The 16,972-nt window shown below is 69.7% G+C and carries 12 protein-coding genes; 8 read left to right on the plus strand and 4 right to left on the minus strand.

Going from position 1 to position 16,972, the window contains the following annotated elements; all coding sequences use genetic code 11:
* Positions 1–638 precede the first annotated feature (638 nt).
* Entirely contained in the window at positions 639–3,521 is a 2,883-nt protein-coding gene (locus AOK08_RS26925) for a type 1 periplasmic-binding domain-containing protein (protein ID WP_198539406.1), read from the plus strand.
* Between the two features lie 25 nt (positions 3,522–3,546).
* Here the strand turns inward: AOK08_RS26925 and AOK08_RS26930 are convergent, their stop codons facing one another.
* Positions 3,547–4,275 carry a response regulator gene (locus AOK08_RS26930; protein WP_055530768.1) on the minus strand — a complete coding sequence of 243 codons (729 nt, stop codon included), beginning with the start codon at positions 4,273–4,275 and terminating at the stop codon, positions 3,547–3,549.
* A complete protein-coding gene (locus AOK08_RS26935; protein WP_055530770.1) occupies positions 4,272–6,041 on the minus strand; it encodes a sensor histidine kinase in 1,770 nt (589 codons plus the stop codon). The genes AOK08_RS26930 and AOK08_RS26935 overlap by 4 nt, the downstream gene beginning before the upstream one ends.
* A 233-nt stretch (positions 6,042–6,274) precedes the next feature.
* Between AOK08_RS26935 and AOK08_RS26940 the strand changes: the two genes are divergently transcribed.
* Positions 6,275–7,660: a cation:dicarboxylate symporter family transporter gene (locus AOK08_RS26940; protein ID WP_055530772.1), complete on the plus strand. Its 1,386-nt coding sequence runs from the start codon at positions 6,275–6,277 to the stop codon at positions 7,658–7,660.
* Positions 7,661–7,962: 302 nt separating this feature from the next.
* On the opposite strand, the gene AOK08_RS26945 is transcribed toward AOK08_RS26940, so the two are convergent.
* Entirely contained in the window at positions 7,963–8,604 is a 642-nt protein-coding gene (locus tag AOK08_RS26945; RefSeq protein WP_055530774.1) for a TetR/AcrR family transcriptional regulator, read from the minus strand.
* A 121-nt stretch (positions 8,605–8,725) separates the two neighbouring features.
* On the opposite strand from AOK08_RS26945, the gene AOK08_RS26950 reads away from it, so the two are divergent.
* Both AOK08_RS26950 and AOK08_RS26955 read left to right on the plus strand, forming a co-directional pair.
* Positions 8,726–10,456 carry an MFS transporter gene (locus AOK08_RS26950; protein ID WP_055530776.1) on the plus strand — a complete coding sequence of 577 codons (1,731 nt, stop codon included), beginning with the start codon at positions 8,726–8,728 and terminating at the stop codon, positions 10,454–10,456.
* 164 nt (positions 10,457–10,620) lie between these two features.
* Positions 10,621–11,265, plus strand: coding sequence for a dihydrofolate reductase family protein (locus AOK08_RS26955; protein WP_055530778.1), 645 nt, complete (start codon positions 10,621–10,623; stop codon positions 11,263–11,265).
* 39 nt (positions 11,266–11,304) lie between these two features.
* On the opposite strand, the gene AOK08_RS26960 is transcribed toward AOK08_RS26955, so the two are convergent.
* Complete coding sequence (locus AOK08_RS26960) at positions 11,305–12,288, minus strand: NAD-dependent epimerase/dehydratase family protein (protein ID WP_055530780.1); 984 nt, start codon at positions 12,286–12,288, stop codon at positions 11,305–11,307.
* Positions 12,289–12,387: 99 nt separating this feature from the next.
* On the opposite strand from AOK08_RS26960, the gene AOK08_RS26965 reads away from it, so the two are divergent.
* From AOK08_RS26965 to AOK08_RS26980, 4 genes are all read left to right on the plus strand, one after another.
* Positions 12,388–12,816, plus strand: a complete 429-nt coding sequence (locus tag AOK08_RS26965) for a MerR family transcriptional regulator (protein ID WP_055530785.1) — start codon at positions 12,388–12,390, stop codon at positions 12,814–12,816.
* Complete coding sequence (locus AOK08_RS26970; RefSeq protein WP_055530787.1) at positions 12,813–13,145, plus strand: thioredoxin family protein; 333 nt, start codon at positions 12,813–12,815, stop codon at positions 13,143–13,145. Before AOK08_RS26965 ends, AOK08_RS26970 begins: the two co-directional genes overlap by 4 nt.
* Positions 13,146–13,323: 178 nt before the next feature.
* Positions 13,324–15,579, plus strand: a complete 2,256-nt coding sequence (locus AOK08_RS26975) for a HelD family protein (RefSeq protein WP_055530781.1) — start codon at positions 13,324–13,326, stop codon at positions 15,577–15,579.
* Positions 15,580–15,685: 106 nt separating this feature from the next.
* Positions 15,686–16,972: cytochrome P450 family protein (locus tag AOK08_RS26980; protein ID WP_055530783.1), on the plus strand; the 1,287-nt coding region annotated here is incomplete at its 3' end.

Consider the following 16,972-nt stretch of genomic DNA (forward strand, 5'->3'; position numbering starts at 1 on the left):
CATTCTGTTCGGCCACGATTACAGATCGTAGGAAACTACGGTTTCGATGGGTGAATCCGGTTGATCCGGTGCCGGCCGGAGTGCGTGGGTGTGTGGGGCGGGGCGTGGGGGTGCGGATGGCTTCCGGTGGTGCCCAATCATGCGAATGGCATGGTGGCGGGGCATATGCGTGGGCGTTTCGCGGGTGGCGGGCGACGGCTCGCGGTGGGTGGGATGCCGGTGCGATGGGCGGGTGTCGAAGGTGAGTGCGAGGGTCCGGCGCGACGGGTGCGAGGTCGGTGACCGGCGAGTAGTGGCGGCGTGATTTGTGCGGTCCGTCGATGTGTCGCCAACGCCATCGCCATCGCCTTGCCCCGCCCCGCCCCGCCCTGCCCCGCCCTGTTCCGTGGGCGCCGGAGGCGGGGGTGTTTCGGTTCGCCCTCATGGTAATTGCGGTTGACGGGCCAAAGGTCCCTGATCTCAATTGGATAACGCGCGGAAATCGCGTGTGAACCGGTCCTTAACATTGCCCCATATTGCACGTCGAGTGCGACCGTGCGAATCGAACTGGTGGGCCGATGCTCGCCAATTCGACACTGTTTTCGAGTGTTATTCGTGCGGGGATTTCACGACTCGGGATGGCGGGAGGGCGGACTGTGGTGGCAGAGCCGGTATTCGCCGGTATCCATACGTTGTTGTCGCTGATCAAGGGACTGACCGAGAGACCGCGTTTCCTCTCCAGACCGTCGGAATACGACCGGCGCGGCGATCAGCCCCTGCCCCTGCTCTGTCTGCGGCGCGAGGCGGGTTCGAATGATTTCCTCGCCGCACTCGCGGCGCGACTGGAAAGAGCCTCGCCGCCGAGAGTGCCGCACGCGTTCGTCGACGCGAACACCGCCCGGGAACAGTCGAGGCACCGGTGGACAGTGGTGGGCGACCCCGCCGACGTCCAGCCGCTCCGCGAGGAAATGCCGCTTCTCCCGCTGCTGGACGTCCTGAGCTTCAGTCTCGCCGCCGACCGGTTCGGCACCGGGCAGTTGACCCGGTTCGACTACTACCGGCTCGCCGACTGGCTCACCGGCCAGCCGTTGCCTCCCTCGCAGGGGCGCAACGACCGGCCCGTGATCCGGCTCCTGCGGCAGTGGAGCGGCAGGGAGGGCCAGCCCGCGGACACCAGTGAGCTGGCCGGCGCGATCGACAGCGCGACCGGCGGGACGACCCGGATCGGTCTGCGGCTGCTGCTGTGGGTGGGCCGCCGGGCCGGTTTCCGCTGGCTGGAGGCGCGGGTGCCGGGGCTGAGCAGGGAGTCGCGGTGGTTCATCCGATGGCAGAACTACATGATCCCCCGGCATTCGGTGAACTTCCTCGGGTTCGCCGAGCGGCTCACCCTCGACCGGCGTGACTCCGAGAGCCTGGACCAGATCAAGAAACTGCTCGTCCACGCGTTCCTCGAAGATCTGCGACTCGCCTACCGGCGTCGCCGCTGGAAGGTCCTGCCGAAGCGGTCGGGATGGCGCCGGACCGGTTATCTGACCGTGCTCCTCGACAATGTCGCCGAGGAGAACGGCGGCTGGGAACTGCTCCAGCTCATCAATGAGGTCCGCAACGAAACCGGCGAACTCGATCCGCTGTTCATCGTCGCCGCGAGCGACGAGGTGCCGCCGACGGCGGAAGCGGAGGCCGAGGTGGTCGACCCGGCCGAGGCCGACCACGCGCTGGCGGAATGGCAGCGCACGCTGCCGAGCAGACGCCAGCAACTCGTCAAGGACGCCCGGTACTTCCGGGTCCGGCTGCCCTCCCCGGTCGAGCCCGCCGACATCAAGTCGCTGCCCAGGGACGACCGGACCGCGTGGGACGTGGACGCCGTCTTCCGCACCCGCCCGGCCCCGCAACTCGCCCGGCGCGGCCTGATCGAGCTGCCCCTGCTCATCGCCCTGCTGCTGGCCCTGGTGCCCGTCTCCCGCGATGTGCGGGACTACTGGGCGGCCAACTGCTCCTACTTCCAGCCTCGGTTCACCGACGGAGTCGCGGTGAAACTGGTCAAGGTCGGCCGCAAGGACATGCAGTGCATCGGCTACAGCGACAACGACTCGCAGATCTTCGGCACCGGTGAACGGTTACAGGGCGCCCAGAAGATGATCTTCGATCAGAACAACGAGGCCCGGCGGTTGCACGAGGAGGACGCCAACCGCCCTTACATCGGCATCGTGTACTTCCTGGGACTGACGCACAAAGGGGATGCCCAGGACACGGACAACGCCTCCGCCGAGGAACTGGAGGGCCTGTATCTCAGACAGCTCCAGCAGAACGTGCCCTCCAAGACCGAGCCGCTGCTGCGGGTGATCGTCGCCAACGGCGGGAGCGGCATGAAGAAGGCTCCCCAGGTCGTCAGCGAGATGCTGCGCCCCCTCTTCGCGGCCGACCCCACCGTTATGGGCGTGCTGGGGCTCGACCGGACCGTCGCCGAGACGGAGGAGGCGATCACCCAGCTGGGCCTCGCGGGAATCCCCGCCGTCGGCACCACGCTCACCGGAACCGGACTGAAGGATCGCTCGCCCCTGTATTTCCAGCTGGTTCCCGGGAATCCGAAGCAGGCCCAACTGGTCACCGAATACGCCCAGTACGTTCACGCGAAGAAGCTCACGATCTACCATCCGGAGCTGACCTCGCACGACAACTACGTCAAGACGCTGGTCGAAGCCGTGCGCGACAGAATCAGCAGGACGAAGGAGGTGAGAGACGAGAAGACGAAGAAGGTGACGAGGGCAAGGATCAAGCTCGAGTACCACTCCTGGAAGTACTCACCCGACCTCGATTCGCTGTGCGGTGGATCGACCGACCGCAGCGACGAGATCATCTATTACGCGGGCCGCGAGGACGACTTCCAGAAATTCCTCACCGGGGTGACCGGTTGCTACAACCGCGAACTCTTGCCAAGGATCGTCGCCGACGACTCGGTCTCCCGGTTCATGGCGCAGGGGAAGAACCGCAGGTACGAGAAGCTGGCGGGACTGTCGGTGTCGTACGTGGGGATGGGCAGCCTGGTCACCATGGCCGGCCCCTCCTGTCTGAAGGGCACACCGGCGCCCGTGGTGGGCGGTGGCACACCGCTCACCGCCTTCTGCGCGGGCTACAGCGAACTGCACAAGGGTCTCGCCAAGAGCCTGGACGGTGACGGGGCACCGGCTCTGCTGTGGCCGGCCGAGCTCTCCGGACTCGCCTATGACGGGGCCGGGTTCTTCGTGGACGCGGTCGACCGGATGCGGCGCCGACTGGATCTGCCCCCGGGAGAGGCCCGGCCGGAGCGGGGAGCGATGGCCCAGCAGTTCCGGGAGATGACGTTCAACGGTGCGACCGGGGCGATCGCCTTCACCAGGTCACGCATCGGGGACAACCGCAACCTCGCGATCCTGGAGATCGACGACGTCCACGACCTCAAGGCCGTGCCCCGGTGCGTCTATCTCATCGGCGCCCTCTTCGAATCGAGACAGCACCGCAGCGCCAACGGCTGCCCGAGCACGGAGAAGGGCGGCGAAGGGTGACTCCGGCCGACCGCTCGACCGCTCCTCAGCCCTTCACCCACCGGTACTGCAACTCGGGCCGCCCCACCTGCCCGTACTGCGGGCTCCGTGCCGCCCGCCCCGCGTCCACCAGGTGCTCCAGGTAGCGCCGGGCGGTGATGCGTGAGATGCCGACCTCCTCGGCGACCCCGGCCGCCGTGAGCCCCCCGGTGCTGGCCCGCAGGGTCACCGTGACCCGTTCCAGCGTGGGGGCGCTCAGGCCCTTGGGGAGGGCGGCGGGGCCCGGTGCGCGCAGGGTGGCCAGGGCGCGGTCGACCTCGTCCTGGCCGCTCGCCTCGCCCGCCGACGCGTGGTACTCGGCGTACCGCACGAGCCGGTCCCGGAGGGTGGCGAAGGTGAACGGCTTCAGTACGTACTGCACGACCCCCAGCGACACCCCCTCCCGGACCACCGCCAGGTCCCGTGCCGACGTCACCGCTATCACGTCCGCGTGATAGCCGGCCGCCCGCAGCGAACGGGCCAGTTGCAGCCCGTGCCCGTCCGGGAGGTGCAGATCGAGGAGAATCAGGTCGACAGGCGTACGGTCCAGCGCGCGACGAGCCTCCGCGCCCGTGTGCGCCTTGCCGACGGCCGTGAACCCGGGCACCCGGCCCACGTACATGACGTGCGCGTCGGCGGCGACCGGGTCGTCCTCCACGACGAGAACGCGGATGGGGCCGGTCGTCGCGTCTCTGCTCGTCGTGTCTCTGCTCGTCGTGTCTCGCGGGTCGGTCATACGTCCCCTCCTGGCAAGGCGGGTTCGGTGGAATCGGGGGAATCGGTGGGTTCGGCGGGGTCGGTGGACCTGTCGGGGGCGGGACGTCCCGAAGCGGTGGTGGCCGGGACCACCGTGGGCGCCGCGACCTTGGGCAACGGCAGCCGTACCTCGAACTCCGCCCCGCCGCCCGCCGCCTCGGACACCGTGAGCGTCCCGTCGTGGCGGGCCACCGCCTGGCGTACCAGGGCGAGCCCCAGGCCCCGGCCACCCGGTCCCGCCGGTTTCGTCGTGAAGCCCCGCTGGAAGACCGCCTCCGTGTGGGCCGGGTTCACGCCCGTGCCCGTGTCCGAGACCCGCAGCACCAGCAGGGAGTCCTCCGTCAGGGCCGTCACCGTCACCCTTGACGCCCCCAGGCCGTTCTCCACGCTGCCCTGCGCCGCGTCCACCGCGTTGTCGATGAGGTTGCCGAGGATGGTGACCAGGTCGCGGGAGGGGAGCGTGTCGGGGAGGAGGCCGTCGTCGAGGCTGCTGTCCTCGGACACCACCAGCTCCACGCCCCGCTCGTTCGCCTGTGCCGTCTTGCCGAGCAGCAGGGCGGCCAGCACCGGTTCGCTGACCGCCGCGACGACCTGGTCGGTGAGCGCCTGGGCCAGTTCCAGTTCGGCGGTCGCGAACTCCACGGCCTCCTCCGCCCGGCCCAGCTCGATCAGCGACACGACCGTGTGGAGCCGGTTCGCCGCCTCGTGCGCCTGCGAGCGCAGCGCCTGCGTGAAACCGCGCTCGGAGTCCAACTCACCCATCAGGGACTGGAGTTCCGTCACATCCCGCAAGGTGACAACCGTTCCCCGGCGCTCCCCGCTCGACACCGGGGAGGTGTTGACGACCAGTACCCGGTCGGCCGTCAGATGCACCTCGTCCACCCGGGGCTCGGCCGACAGCAGCGCGCCCGTCAGCGGCGCGGGCAGCCCCAGTTCGGCGACGGACCGGCCGACGACCCCGCCCGTGCCCGCGCCCGCGTCGGGGACGCCCAGCAGTTCCCGGCCGCCGTCGTTCATCAGCGCCACCCTGTACTGCCCGTCGAGCATCAGCAGCCCCTCACGTACGGCGTGCAGGGCGGCCTGGTGGTAGTCGTGCATCCGGCTCAGCTCGGTCGCGTTCATCCCGTGCGTGTGGCGGCGCAGACGCGCGTTGATGACGTACGTACCGACCGCGCCCAGCGCCAGCGCGCCCGCCGCGACCCCGAACAGCGCCGTGACCTGGCCCTGGACCCTGGCGCTTATCTCCTCGACCCGGATACCGGCGCTGACCAGCCCGATGATCTCGCCGCGCGAGCCGTCCGCGCGGATCGGGGTGACCGCGCGGACGGACGGGCCGAGCGTGCCGGAGAAGGTCTCCGTGAACGACTCGCCGCGCAGCGCGCGCTCCCGGTGCCCCAGGAAGCGCTGCCCGATCTGCGCCTTGTCCGGGTGGGTCCAGCGGATACCCTCGGGATTCATGATCGTGACGAAGTCGACGTCCGTGTGGTGCTGCACCTGAAGGGCGTACGGCTGGAGGAGCGCCGTCGGCCGGGGAGCGGTGAGGATCGCCTCGCGCACCGAGGGGGCGTCCGCGACGGATCGGGCGACGGCCATCGCCTGGCGGCCGGCGGCGTCCTCGGCCTGGCTGCGGTCGCTGAGGTAGGTGAACAGCGCACATCCGGCCACCACGACCGCGATCAGCACGGCCTGCATCGCGAACAACTGTGCGGCCAGGCTGCGGGGTCCGGACAGGCGGGGGAAGCGCATGGTGTCAGTCTGCCTCTCCTTATAAGCGTGAACTAAATGAACGGAAGGGTGACCGCCCTCACAGGCCGAGGGATAGTCACGGCATCGCAGGGACGCGATTCACGGGCCGTGGCCTGTTTCCGGTCGTTGCCCGCGACCCCGGAGCACCATCGCACCCCGTACAACTTTCTCCCCATCTCCCGGACGTGAGCCGCACGCCGGTGATGCCGACGACGACGTCAAGGAGGGCAACCGTGGCCGCCTCATCCGCAACGGCACCTGCCGCACCCGCCGCCAAGCGGGACCGTACCCACTACCTCTACATCGCGGTGATCGTCGCGGTGGCGCTCGGTATCGCGGTGGGCCTGATCGCCCCGGACTTCGCGGTCGAGCTGAAGCCCATCGGCACCGGCTTCGTGAACCTGATCAAGATGATGATCTCGCCGATCATCTTCTGCACGATCGTGCTCGGTATCGGTTCGGTACGGAAGGCCGCCAAGGTCGGCAAGGTCGGCGGTATCGCGCTCGGCTACTTCGTGATCATGTCGTTCGTCGCGCTGGGCATCGGCTTGGTGGTCGGCAACATCATCGAGCCGGGTACCGGCCTCGCGCTGACCGACGCCGCCAAGGAGGCCGGCCACGCGCAGGTCTCCGCCGAGGCCAAGGACACCACCGAGTTCCTCCTCGGGATCATCCCGCTCACGTTCGTCTCCGCCTTCACCGGCGGCGAGGTCCTCCAGACGCTGCTCATCGCCCTGCTCGCCGGGTTCGCGATCCAGGCCATGGGCTCCACCGGCGCGCCGATCCTGCGCGGTGTCGAGCACATCCAGCGCCTCGTCTTCCGCATCCTCGGCATGGTCATGTGGGCCGCGCCGGTCGGCGCGTTCGGTGCCATGGCCGCCGTGACCGGGTCCGCCGGTGTCGACGCGCTCAAGAAGCTCGCCATCCTGATGCTGGCCTTCTACCTCACCTGTTTCCTCTTCGTCTTCGTGGTGCTCGGCGCGCTGCTGAAGATCTTCACGGGCCTCAACATCTTCTCGTTCCTCAAGTACCTGGGCCGCGAGTTCCTGCTGATCCTCTCGACCTCGTCCTCCGAGTCCGCGCTGCCGCGCCTCATCGCGAAGATGGAGCACCTCGGCGTCAGCAAGCCCGTGGTCGGCATCACCGTCCCGACCGGCTACTCGTTCAACCTCGACGGCACCATGATCTACATGACCATGTCGTCCCTGTTCATCGCCGACGCCATGGGTACGCCGATGTCGATCGGTGAGCAGATCCCGCTGCTGCTCTTCCTGCTCGTCGCCTCGAAGGGCGCGGCCGGTGTCACCGGCGCCGGTCTCGCGACCCTGGCCGGCGGCCTCCAGTCGCACAAGCCCGCTCTGGTGGACGGCCTCGGCCTGATCGTCGGCATCGACCGCTTCATGAGCGAGGCCCGCGCCCTGACGAACTTCGCGGGCAACGCGGTCGCCACGGTCCTGATCGGCACCTGGACCAACGAGATCGACAAGGAGCGCGTCGCCGAGGTCCTCGCCGGTCGGCACCCGTTCGACGAGAAGACGCTCATCGACGAGAACGACGCCGACCCGGTGGACCTGCCCGAGCAGCGCGAAGAGGGCGAGAAGGAACTCACCAAGGCCTGACCCCGGCCCACGAGTTCGGCTCCAGCACGACAGCCGGCTCGGCCAGATCAGTCAGATCCCGAACCCCGGGTGGCCCGGACACTCCCCAAACGGTCCGGCCACCCGGCCTGGAGCTCCCGGCAGGTCCGCCGGAGCACCAGGACCCCGAAAAGGCCGAGCGGCCAGGCACTCCCCCGAAGCCTGGCCGCTCGGCCATTTCCATGCCCCGCACGTCAGTTCGCGATACGACTGTTCGCCGACGGGCCGACAAGGCGCTCGGCCGCCGGAGTGCCCGGCCGACGACCTGCTCGGCCGACGACTGCTCAGCCGGCCGGGCGCGCAGTCGTCACGTCGCTCAGCTCGGCCACCAGTGCCGTGGCCCGGGAGACAGGCACCCCCGCCGTGCTGAGCAGGGTGACCGCGGCCGAGGACCCCGCCTCCGCCGCCGCCAGGAGCCCGTCGTTCACCGCCTCCATCAGCGCGAACAGCATCTGCTCGTGCATGTACGCCAGTGCCGGCGCCGGCAGCGGTGAGCTGAACACGCCCTCCTCCAGGCCCTGCCGGAGCACCTCGACGCACGCCTCGCGGACCGGCGTGAACCGGTCCCGGATGCCCTGCACGGTGACACTGCGCTGGGCGAGCCCGACGAGTATCCGGTAGCGGTCGGCGACCCGCCAGACGGCCAGCGTGGTCCGGGCCACGCACTCCGCCGGATCCCCGGCACCCGCGCGCCCCTCGGCGTAGGCGGCGGCCACCGCCTCCACGGCGCCGTCCAGCAGCGTGCTGATCAGCGCCTCCCGGCTGGGGAAATGCCCGTACACGGTCCGCCGTACGACACCGGCGGCGCGCGCGATCTGGTCCATCGAGGCATCGGGGTCGCGCAGCAGTTCGGCGAGGGCGATGTCGAGAATGCGGCGGCGGTTGGCGTCGGCGCGGCTGGGGGTGCCCGTGGTCATGGCTGTCATTGTGCCTCCCTCCCATCATTTGCACACCACTGTGCATCGGGGTACATTGCACATCACTGTGCAACTGCACGTCGGTGTGCAAAATGATCAAATACCAGCCGCCCAGGAAGGATCCGTGGCCATGCGACTCGTCAGGACGCAACCCGTCGAGGGGATGACCGGCCCCTACTCCCGGCGCTGGTGGGCACTCCTCGTGCTCTGCCTGAGCCTGCTGATCATCGTGATGGCGAACACCGCCCTCACCGTCGCCGCCCCCGACATGACCCAGGACCTGGGCCTGTCCAGCGCCGACCTCCAGTGGGTCATCGACGGCTACACCGTCCCGTACGCGGCGCTGATGCTGCTGCTCGGCGCGATCGGCGACAAGTACAGCCGGCGCGGGGCGCTCGTCCTCGGCCTGGCCGTCTTCGGCGCCGGATCGGTCGCCGGGTCGCTGGTCGACAGCGGCACCGGGGTCATCGCCGCCCGCGCCGTCATGGGCGTGGGCGCCGCGCTGATCATGCCCGCGACGCTCTCCCTCCTCGCCGCGACCTTCCCGCGCGCCGAACGCGCCAAGGCGATCACCCTGTGGACCGCCACCGCCGGACTCGCCATCGCCGCCGGGCCGCTGGTCGCGGGCGCGCTGCTGGCGGACCACGGCTGGGCATCGACGTTCCTGATCAACGTGCCGATCGCCGCGCTCGCCATCATCGGCGCCTTCGTCCTCGTACCGCCGTCCAAGGCCGGACACCACGACCGGATCGACTACGTCGGCGGGCTGCTGTCCGTGGTGTGGATCGCCGCGCTGGTCTACATGATCATCGAAGGGCCGCACTTCGGCTGGGGCGTCAAGGCGATCACGGCGGCGGTCGTGGCAGGCCTCGGCCTGGTCCTGTTCATCGGCTGGGAGCTGCGCCACCCGCGCCCGGTCCTCGACGTACGCCGCTTCACGCAGCGCCGGTTCGCGGGCTCGAACCTCGCGGTCGCCCTGTTCTTCCTGGCGGTCTTCGGCGCGTTCTACTACCTCACCCAGCACCTCCAGTTCGTGCTCGGCTACGACGCCCTGGACACCGGCCTGCGCATGCTGCCGCTGGCGGGCGCGGTCTTCGTCGGCTCGGCCCTCACCGGCTACTTCACCCCGCGCGTCGGCATGCGGATCACGGTCACGGCGGGCATGGTCGGCGGTACGGCGGCCCTGGCGCTGCTGTCGCAGGTGGACTCCGGTTCGTCGTACGGGGCCTTCGTCGCCCCCCTCGTCGTCCTCGGCCTGGCGATCGGCCTCGCTCTCTCCCCGTGCACCGACGCGATCATGGGGGCGTTCCCCGAGGCGGAGCTGGGCGTCGGCGGAGCGGTGAACGACACCTCGCTGGAGCTGGGCGGTTCGCTCGGCATCGCGATCCTCGGCTCGCTGCTCTCCACGTCGTACGCCTCCCACCTGACCGACGCGACGACCGGCAGCAAGCTGCCGGCCAAGGCCCTCGACCAGGCCCAGGACTCGGTCGGCGCGGGCTACCAGGTCGCCCAGGCCATCGGCGCCCAGGCCAGGCAACTCGCGGGGCAGGCGGCACAGGCGGCGGGCGCGGGGAAGACCGAGCAGGCGGCCGAGCTGAAGGCGCAGGCGACTCAACTCGCCCAGGGCGCCCGGCAGATGGCGGACGCGGTCGGCTCGTCCTTCTCGGACGCGGTGGCCCACACCAGTCTGATCGGGGCGGTGATCCTGGGGGTGGGGACGGTACTGGTCGCCGTACTGCTGCCGGGGAAGGGGCAGGCCGAGCCGACGGCGCCGGAGTTGGTGGCAGAGTCGGCGGCGGAGTCCGAGGCCGGTGCCGGTGTCACCGTGGAGACGTCGGAGCTCGCGCGTACAGGCCGGTGATCTTTCCCGGCGGTGTGCGTGCCACTCACCCGGCGGAGCCGCTTCCTGACACGCTCTGAAGAAAGTCGCGGGACGCTGTCGATCCGGCAGCGTCCCGTTCGACGTCCTGATGTGCGGCACCTCGCCGCACGATGACGACGCGACAGGATCGGACGAGGAAACACATGAGTCAACTGCTGAGAGTCATGAACTTCTGCGTTTCGAGCGACGGAATCGGCGCCGGTGAGCACCAGACGCTTGAACGGCCGTTCGGCCACGTCAGCCCCGAGAGGCTCTTCGCCTGGGCCGGAGCCACGGCGAGCTGGCCCAACCGCACGGAGCCCGGCGGGACCCGGGGCCTCGACGACTACTTCACGCGGGACTTCGCCCGGAACATCGGCGCCGAGATCATGGGCCGCAACAAGTTCGGGCCCCAGCGCGGGCCCTGGCAGGACCACGAGTGGACCGGCTGGTGGGGTGACGAGCCCCCGTTCCGCACCCCGGTGTTCGTCATGACCCACCACCCGCGCCCGTCGTTCACGCTCTCCGACACCACGTTCCACTTCGTCGAGGGCGACCCGGTCACGGTCCTCGAACAGGCACGGGAAGCGGCACAGGGCCAGGACGTCCGGCTCGGCGGCGGGATCACCACCGTCCGCCAGTTCCTCGACGCCGACCTCGTCGACACCCTGCACATCGCGGTCTCGCCGGTGGAACTCGGAACCGGGCTACGGCTCTGGGAGTCCCCCGACGAGCTGCGCGACCGCTTCCACCTGGAGGTCGTGCCCAGCCCCAGCGGCGTGACCCACCACCTGTTCTGGCGAAAGTGACGCGAGGGCCCACGCCCGGTCAGGGGGCGGGCCCGCCACTCAGCGGACGTCGCCCCCGCCCGCGTCGGCCACGCCCCTGTCCGTTGCCGTGTCCTTGTCCTTGTCCGCACCGAGGGTCTCCGCCACCGCTCGCGGCAGCCACTCCTGCACATGCCCGAACTTGAAACCCAGTTCGGTGGCACGGGAGTTGTCCATGCCGTACGAGCGGGAGAAGGAGAACGGGGAGACCAGACCGACGTCGACGTTCTGGAAGACCGTCCTGCCGTCGGGTATGTGCGGGGCCACGGCGGCGCACAACTCCTCGGTGGTCAGCAGGCCGTGGGAGGCCGCGTTGACCGGCCCGGTGAAGTTCTCACCCACCGCCCAGAACAGGAAGTCGGCGATCTCCTCGACGTGGATGTAGGTCGCGGGCCGGTTCTCGGTCGGCACGGCTATCGGTGTGCTGGTGCGGATGCGCGTCGCGTAGTGGTCCAGCCGGCCTGTGAAGTCGTCGGCGCCGCCCAGGACATGGGCCACCCGTACGGCGGTGCACGCGAACTCCGTACCGTCGGCCGCGAGGACCGCCTCGGCCTGGCGCTTGCCCTCGCCGTAGTGCGTTTCGAGGAACTCCCGCCTTTGCCACGGGAGTTGGAGATCGACGGCGACGGTACGCGGATCGACGGCGTCCTCGCGCACGGGGACGACGGTGTCCTCGTAGACGAGGGAGTCCTCGTACTCGTACACCTCGACGGTGGACGTCATCACATAGCGGCGGGTACGGCCGCCCGCGAAGACGCGCCGGGCGATCGACGCCTGGCGGGGTGTGTAGCAGACCTGGTCGACGACGACATCGAAGGTACGGTCGCCGAGAGCGGAATTCAGGGCGTCCTCGTCGTCGCGGTCGGCGACGAGGTGAATTGCCCCGGCGGGCGCGGGAGCGGAGCCCCGGTTGAGGACGGTCACCCGGTCCCCGGCGGCGATGAGACGGTCGATGAGCCGCTTTCCGAAATAGCGGTTGCCGCCCATGACCAATACGTCACGCATGATGTTCCTCCCCGTAGCGGACCTTGCGATCATAATTCTCCGGCAGGGCTTGCCTTGACGTCGACGTCAAGGACTACGGTCGTCCGTATGCGAATCGGCATGCGAATCGGGGAGCTGGCGGCGCGGGCGGGGACCACCGCACGGGCCCTGCGGTACTACGAGTCGCGCGGGCTGCTGTCCGCGCGGCGCACGGACAACGGCTACCGCACCTATGACGAGGACGACCTGAAGCTGCTCCGGCAGATCCGGACGCTCCAGGACTTCGGGTTCGACCTGGAGGAGACGCGCCCCTTCGTGGACTGCCTGCGGGCCGGCCACCCGGAGGGCGACTCCTGTCCCGCGTCACTCGCCGTCTACCGCCGCAAGCTTGACGAACTCGACGCGCTGATCGGTGAGTTGCAGTCGGTACGGGCGAAGGTCGGCGAACAGCTGACGCGCGCCGAGCGAGCCCGCGACGAACTCGCGGCCGAGGCGGCGGTTCCGGGCGGTCCGGAACCGGCATGCGAATGGGGAGGGCGGACGCGATGAGCATGGCAACGGGTGTGGCCGAGGTGACGGACGAGGACTTCGAGGCGGAGGTGATCGGGGCGGAGCTGCCCGTCCTGGTGGAGTTCACGGCCGACTGGTGCCCGCCGTGCCGCCAGATGGCGCCGGTACTGAGCGCCCTCGCGGCGGAGGAGGCCGACCGGCTGAAGGTGGTGCAGCTGAACGTCGACAACAACCCCCTGACGACCAACGCGTACCGGGTGCTGTCCATGCCGACGTTCATGGTGTTCCAGGGCGGGGAGCCGGTGCGGTCGATGGTGGGCGCCCGCCCGAAAAGGCGGCTGCTGGCGGAGCTGTCCGAGGTGCTCTGACCCACGGACGACGAAAGAAATCCCCCGAGCGATTGCGCTCGGGGGATTTCTTTGCGTATATTCAATGATTCGCGACTTCATTTCAGCCAGGTCGCGAGAAGTTCATTGAGCAGAGTATATCCGAGCGGGAGCGGAATTGTCAAACAGGGGCGCAAACACGGAATCAACTCGCGATGAATTGCGGAGTGAGCAGGAATTCGTCGACGGACTCTACGTCCGCGTCGACGCCCTGCGCGGTGACACCGAGCACTCCGTCACGGCCGCTCTCGCACAGGGCAGTACGCCGATGCAGGCCCGGCTCGAACGCGATGTGCTGGTGGCCGAACGGTCCGGACTGCTCGCCGCGCTGAACGCCGTCGACGGCTCGCTCTGTTTCGGGCGGATCGACCTCACCTCCGGTGTCACCCACCACATCGGCCGTATCGGACTGCGCGCCGACGACGCCGAACGCACCCCGATGCTCATCGACTGGCGCGCCGAGGTCGCCCGGCCCTTCTATCTCGCCACCGGCCACACCACGATGGGGCTGCGCCGGCGCCGCCACATCAGCGCGGACGGTCGGCACGTCACCGGACTGCATGACGAGATCCTCGACCTCGGCGACGAGACCCGCACCGGCTACGAGGACCCCTCGGGCGACGCAGTACTGCTCGCCGCGCTCGACTCCGCCCGCACCGGCCGGATGAACGACATCGTGCAGACCATCCAGGCCGAGCAGGACGAGATCATCCGCGCGCCCCATCGGGGTGTGCTGGTTGTCGAGGGCGGGCCGGGCACGGGCAAGACCGCCGTGGCGCTCCACCGAGCCGCCTACCTCCTCTACGAACACCGTGAACTCCTCGCGAAACGCGCCGTGTTGATCGTCGGCCCCAACCCCGCCTTCCTCGGCTACATCGGTGAGGTGCTGCCCTCGCTCGGCGAGACCGGCGTGCTGCTGGCGACCGTGGGCGAGCTGTTCCCGGGGGTGAAGGCAACGGCTGGCGACACGGCCCGCGCCGCGACCGTCAAGGGGCGGGCCGAGATGGCCGACGTGCTGGCGGCCGTCGTAAGGGACCGGCAGGGACTGCCCGACCCCGTCATCGCCATCGAGCACGACCGCGACATCCTCATGCTCGACGCCGGGCTGGTGAGCGTCGCGCGGGAGCGGACGCGCGAGGCGAAGCTGCCGCACAACGTCGCACGCGAGTACTTCGAGGGCCACATCCTCAACACGCTGACCGAGATGGTCGCCGAGCGCATCGGCACCGACCCCTACGACGGCAGCAACCTCCTCGACCCCAGCGACATCACCCAGATCCGCGACGAGCTCGCCGAGAACCCCGAAGTCTGGGCCGCCATCGACCAGTTGTGGCCGCGCATCGGCCCGCGACGACTGGTCGCGGACTTCCTCGCGGCCCCCGAGGGTTACGTGTCCGAGGCCGATGCGGAGGCAATCCGGCGGCCCGTCACCAGGGCCTGGACGACGGCGGACGTACCCCTGCTCGACGAGGCGGCGGAGCTGCTGGGCCAGGACGACCGGGTGGCCCGGGCGCGGGCGGAGCGCGAACGCAGCAGCCAAGTGGCCTACGCACAGGGCGTGCTGGACGTGTCGTACGCCTCCCGTACGTACGAGTTCGAGGACCTGGACGCGGAGGACTCCGAGGTGCTGTCCGCGCACGACATCATCGACGCGGAACGCTTCGCCGAGCGGCACGAGGAGGACGACCTGCGCAGCGCCGCCGAACGCGCGGCGGCCGACCGGACCTGGGCGTTCGGTCACATCATCGTGGACGAGGCGCAGGAGTTGTCGCCGATGGCATGGCGGCTGCTGATGCGACGCAGCCCGACCCGGTCGATGACCCTGGTCGGCGATCCGGCGCAGACCGCCGAACCGGGCGGCGTAGGTTCCTGGGCGGACATCCTCGCGCCGTACGTCCAGGACCGCTGGGAGCACGCCCGGCTGGGCGTCAACTACCGGACTCCGGCCGAGATCATGGCCGTGGCGGCGGCCGTGGTGCGGGCGGAACGGCCGGACTTCGAGCCGCCGAGGTCCGTACGGTCGACGGGCGTACGGCCGTGGGCGCGCCCCGTTGACGGAGATGGCGATGGTTCCCTCGCGGGGGCCGTGGAGAAGGCGGTCGGGGAGCTGGCGCCGGCCGAGGGGCGGCTCGCCGTGATCGCGCCGCGCGAGCTGCACGGGGAGTTGGCGGCGCGGCTGGACGGGGTCGAGGCGGGGGCGGAGCCCGATCTGACGCGGGATGTCGTCCTGCTCGATCCCCGGCAGGCCAAGGGGCTGGAATTCGACTCCGTGCTGGTGGTGGAACCTGGGGCTTTCGGTACGAGTGACCTGTATGTCGCGTTGACCCGGGCCACTCAGCGGGTGGGGGTGCTGTGGCAGGGGGAGTTGCCGGTGACGTTGGCCGATCTCGGGACTGAGAGGGCTGAGGGGGCCTGAGAGGCCGGGGAGCGCCTGCGGAACGGGGATGCCAAGGGTCACCAAGAGGTAACAGTTCACGCCATGGTCACTTCGCGTGTGCGGCTGGTGATGTATGCGTGTCCATATGGAAGCCCATCAGTTCGCGACCGCACCGGCCGGCAGCCCGGCGCTTGAGTCCCTGCCCGTCGAACCGCTGTTGACGTCGGAGTTCGACGCCGACCCCGGCGCGGTGTACGCGCGACTAAGGCGTACCTACGGACCCGTGGCGCCGGTGGGGCTGATGGGCGTACCGGTGTGGCTGGTTCTCGACTACCGCGAGGTGCTGGAGGTACTGCGGAACGAGAGCCTGTGGCGGCGGGACGTACGCCACTGGCGGGCCCGTGCGCAGGGCCTGCTGCCCGCCGACTGGCCGCTGCTCGCGGGCTACGAGGTGCGGCAGACGATGTTCATGGACGACGAGGAGCATCTCGCTGCCCGGCGCACCCATCATGCGGCGCTGCGGCCCTTCCAGGACGGGCACACCCCGCAGGGCTGGGAGCTGAGGGCGACGGTTGCGCGGTACGCCGACGAGCTGATCGGGACCCTCGCGGCCGAGTCCGGCACGGTGGGGTTCGCCGACCTCGCGGCGCAGTACACGCGGCCGTTGCTGCTGATGGTCACCACCAAGCTGTTCGGGTGCCCGGTCGATCTCGGCGACGAGCTTGTCATGGACCTGTGGCGGATGCTGGACGGTGGCTCCGACGCCGGGCCGGCGGCGGGACGGGCGATGGCCGCGATGACGCGGCTGGCCGCGCACCGGCGGGCGCTGCCCGGGGACGATCTGACGTCGTACATGCTGCTGGCCGACCCGGGGCTGTCGGACGAGCAGTTGGGGCGCGAGATGTTCATGAACGCGGTGTACCTGAACGACATCACCGGGAACATGGTGCTGAACACGCTGCTCGAGGTGTTGCGCGGCAACGCGACGGTGCGGAGCAGTCTGTCGGCCGGGCAGCTCGGGGAGACGGTGAACCGGGCGGCGCTGGTGAATCCGCCGGTCGCCAACATGTGCTTCCGGTTCGCGGCGCGGGATGTGAAGCTGGGGAACTTCTGGATCCGGGGCGGCGACCTCGTGTCGCCGTCGGCCGCGGCGGCGCACGGGGACCTGATGGCGATCGGGGCGTCCCACCTGGTCGGGTCGACGGTGAGTACGCGGGCGCATCTGGGGTGGGGGGCCGGGGCGCACCAGTGTCCCAGTGCGGCGCGGGAGCTGGGCGGGATGATCGTGAGCACGGCGGTGGGCCGGATCTTCGACCACCTGGCCAAGGCGGAGCTGACCTTGCCGGTGGATCAGTTGCCGTGGCGGTCGGGGCCTGTGGTGCGGGGGGTGAAGGTGTTGCCGGTGAGATATGAGTTGGCTGAGGGGGTTGCC

Source organism: Streptomyces graminilatus (genome assembly GCF_001418565.1).
GTDB classification, from domain to species: domain Bacteria; phylum Actinomycetota; class Actinomycetes; order Streptomycetales; family Streptomycetaceae; genus Streptomyces; species Streptomyces graminilatus.